The sequence below is a fragment of the Zavarzinia sp. genome, from assembly GCF_049306435.1.
In the GTDB taxonomy this organism is placed as follows: Bacteria; Pseudomonadota; Alphaproteobacteria; order Zavarziniales; family Zavarziniaceae; genus Zavarzinia.
Genome location: NZ_JBAQRT010000349.1, coordinates 1 through 3,272, shown reverse-complemented (window position 1 = coordinate 3,272; position 3,272 = coordinate 1). Strand labels below are relative to the sequence as shown.

The window sequence follows — 3,272 nt, the reverse complement described above, 5'->3', positions numbered from 1 at the left end:
GCGCGGGCGCCGGGGCGATCAGGCGGCGCAGGCGGGCCATCAGGCCGGGCGTTTGCACCGGCCTGTTCGCATGTTCGGTCATGGCGTTACAGTCTCCGCAGTCGGGGGGCGGACGGGATCGGCCCGTCCATGAGATCGGTCAGGGCCCACACGAGGGCATCGACCCGGTCGCACGGCCCTTCCGGGCCATGGCTGGTGAAGCGACACATCTGGTCTTCCAGGGTGGCGAGACCGGGCAAGTGCCGCACCCTGCCCTGTTCATAAAGCGCGGCGATCGGCTCGGCCCGCACCGCCTTGCCCCGTGTCGCGCGAACGGCGCGGTAAGGCACGGCGGGGTCGAGGGTCCGCACCAGGGATTCGACGAGATCGCCGCCCTGATTGATCTCGGCGACCAGCCGGTCGGCGCGGTGGCGCCGAAAGGCGTCGATGGCGGCCCTTGCCCATTGGGTCGGCGGATGGCGGCCCGACAGATCGTCGAGCACGACGGCACCGCCATCGGCAAGCCGTCCGGCGACGATGATGCCGGTTTCCGCCCCTTCCCCCTCCCCGGCGGCGCCCACGGCCGGATCGATGCCGACGACGATGCGGACGAAATCCGCGGGCGCCGCCGCCAGCCGGCACAGATCGAGCCCGGCGCGGGTCCACAGCGCACCCGGCACGTCGTCGATCACCTCGGCGTGTAACTCCTGCCGGCCAAGGCGCGTGCCCTGATAGCGCCGCACCACCTCGGCCAGGAAGCCGGGGGCGAGATTGGCCCAATTGTCGAAGGTGGAGCCGCGCGTCACCTGCACCTTGGGGTCCTGCAACAGGCCCCGGATCAGGCGCCCGGGTGCCGGCGTCGTCGTCGCCAGCCAGCGCGGGTTCCGCCCGAGACGAAGGCCGAGCAGCAATTGATCCCAGGCATCGGCATCGCGCCATTTGCACAATTCGTCGGCCCAGGCGAGATCGTGCTGCGGCCCGCGCAGCTGGCCCGGCCGCTCGGCGGAAAAGGCGGTGGCAATGGCGCCGTTGGGCCAGGTCAGCAGGCGTTTCGACGGCTCCCACAGCGGCATCATCGAGGGCGGCGAAATGGCGAGAAGACCGGATTCGCCCTCGATCATCACCCGGCGGACGTCGCCCGCCGTCGCCCCGACAAGGGCGATGCGCCGCGCCCGTCCCGCCTCCACCTCCATCCGTACCCATTCGGCGCCGGCCCGCGTCTTGCCGAAGCCGCGCCCGGCCAGCACCAGCCAGCCCTGCCAGTCCTCGCCCTCCGGCGGCAATTGGCTTTGCCGGGCCCAGAACCGCCAGTCATGGAACATGACCTCGGCTTCACGCCGGCTCAGGCCCCTCAGGAATTCCGCCCGCGTCTCCGCCGACAGCAAGGCGAGCGAGCCGCTGCGAAAGCCGCTCGCGGATATCGGCGGCGTCGGTCTCGTCATCACCCGCCGTCATCCCCTGTTGGTCGAGCCCGAAAGCCTGGCGCTCCAGCCTGATCAGCTTCTCCGCCGTGCCGCCCAGGGCGCGGACGAGGCCGGCCACGGTCTCGGCCCCGGCGGCGAAAGGCCCTTCCCCCGGCGGCCCCGCCGACGAGAGATGATCGCGCAAGGACAGCTGCACGACCACCAGCGTCTCGCGGAGGTCGGACAGAAGGCGGCGATGTTCCCGCGCCACTTCCAGCCCGCGCCGGACGGCCAGTTGCTTTTCATCCTCGCGCGGATCGCCGCGCACCCAGCCCTCGGCCACCGCGCGCTTGCGCAGGGCATAGTCCGTCAACCCGTAGGTGGCGGCGATTTCCGACAGGAACAGCTGGCCGAGGCGGTATTCCCGCTCCACGGCCAGCCAGTCGATGACGTCGCTCTGGGTCATCGCCAATTCCGGAATGTATCGATTATGTACCCATAATGTGCACAATGCGCACAGGTGTCAAGCGGATTCTGCGGCCATCACGCGCGCGTTCAGGGCATCCACCGCCTCGACCACCCGCCCCGGAAATTCCATCGGAATGAAATGGCTTGAACCGGGCACCTGTTCGATCACCGCCCCCGGCTGCTGGGCCCGCAAGGCGGCGGCACCCTTTGGCCCCAGGGTCGACTGATGGTCGGCATAAAGGACGGAGAGCGGGCATTGCACCCGGCCGATGCGGCGCCAGAACGACAGGCCGATGGTGGAAAAGGTCTTGGCTTCCCACGCCGGGCTGCAGGCAAGGCGCACGCTGCCGTCCGCGTTGTCGATCGTGCCGCCCGCGACATAGGACTCGAGGAAGCCCGGCTCCCAGGTCTTGAAGGCACCCTTGCCGCCATAGGCCTTGATCATCACCGCGCGGGAGGGCCAGACCTCTTTCCGCTTCGACGCCCGCTCGGCCAGCGGCAGGCGATGCGCGAGGCCGGCGAGCCGGGCGATGGCGAAGGCCGGCACGGCGACGCGCGGCACCACGGCGGGATCGATCAGCAGAAGCCCGGCGGCCAGGTCCGGGTGCAGCGCCGCCAGTTCGGCGCTGACCGCGCCGCCCATGGAATGGCCGACCAGGATCGCCTTCTGCCCGAAGCCCCGCAGGATGGGCACCAGGTCATGGACATAGCGCGCCCAGGATTTCAGGCGCGAAGCCTGCGCCGGCACGTCCGACAGCCCATGGCCGCGCAGATCGACGGCCCGCACCGTGTAACGCCCGGCCAGTTCCTCGAGCAGCGGGCGGTAGGTTTCGGCGTTCATGCCGGTCGCATGGGCGAAATGGACGAGCGGGGCCTGTCCCAGCTCGGGACCGCCGGCAAGGCAGGAGAAATGGCCGGCTCCGGCGGGGATTTCGATACGGTGAAGCAACGACACGGGCTGTTTCCTTGTTTTTCTTCCCCATCCTGCGGCAGGAATGCCACGGCCGTCCATCGACAGCCTGTGTTGCGATGCGATAGACTCAAGGGACATTTTCCCGCCACAAAACTCATGTCTGGTGCCTTGATGGTACGCCGTCTGACCGAAGAACCCCTGATGACCCGCGGCATCTCCGCGGAAAACACGCGCCCTGGCCATATCGGCCGGGTGGAGCCGGTGGTCGCCCTGCCGCCGCGCGGCCGGCATGGACCGGACTGGGGCCTTGTCCTCATCACCGTCGCCTTCCTTGGTGGCGCCGCCGGTCTTCTCTATTTCGGCTACATGAGCCGGCAAGGCGATTCGCTGGCCGCCGGCGAAACCCGGGTCATCGCCGGTCGCCCGGACACGGTGATTCCCGACTCAGCTTCCGCTGGCGCGCCGGTCGCCACGCCTGCCGCTTCCGGCGCCGGCGGCACGGCCAGTCC

At 69.6% G+C, this 3,272-nt stretch carries 4 protein-coding genes; 1 reads left to right on the top strand and 3 read right to left on the bottom strand.

All coding sequences use genetic code 11. The features are described 5' to 3' along the window. Nucleotides 1–86: 86 nt before the first annotated feature. From WAZ62_RS20290 to WAZ62_RS20280, 3 genes are read right to left on the bottom strand one after another with little or no spacing between them, the layout of a single operon-like run. Nucleotides 87–1,421, bottom strand: coding sequence for a DNA-packaging protein (locus tag WAZ62_RS20290; protein ID WP_422645356.1), 1,335 nt, complete (start codon nt 1,419–1,421; stop codon nt 87–89). Next, nucleotides 1,312–1,848 (bottom strand): hypothetical protein, encoded by a 537-nt coding sequence (locus WAZ62_RS20285; protein WP_422645355.1) that lies wholly within the window; start codon nt 1,846–1,848, stop codon nt 1,312–1,314. The genes WAZ62_RS20290 and WAZ62_RS20285 overlap by 110 nt, the downstream gene beginning before the upstream one ends. Nucleotides 1,849–1,905: 57 nt before the next feature. Then, nucleotides 1,906–2,805: an alpha/beta fold hydrolase gene (locus WAZ62_RS20280; protein WP_422645354.1), complete on the bottom strand. Its 900-nt coding sequence runs from the start codon at nt 2,803–2,805 to the stop codon at nt 1,906–1,908. Nucleotides 2,806–2,964: 159 nt separating this feature from the next. Between WAZ62_RS20280 and WAZ62_RS20275 the strand changes: the two genes are divergently transcribed. Continuing rightward, on the top strand, nt 2,965–3,272 hold a 308-nt coding region (locus WAZ62_RS20275), incomplete at its 3' end, for a hypothetical protein (protein ID WP_422645353.1).

Excerpts from the sequence above, each read along its gene's own strand:
- WAZ62_RS20290 (WP_422645356.1), bottom strand. The coding sequence starts at position 1,421 with ATGACGAGACCGACGCCGCCGATATCCGCGAGCGGCTTTCGCAGCGGC.
- WAZ62_RS20285 (WP_422645355.1), bottom strand. The coding sequence starts at position 1,848 with ATGACCCAGAGCGACGTCATCGACTGGCTGGCCGTGGAGCGGGAATAC.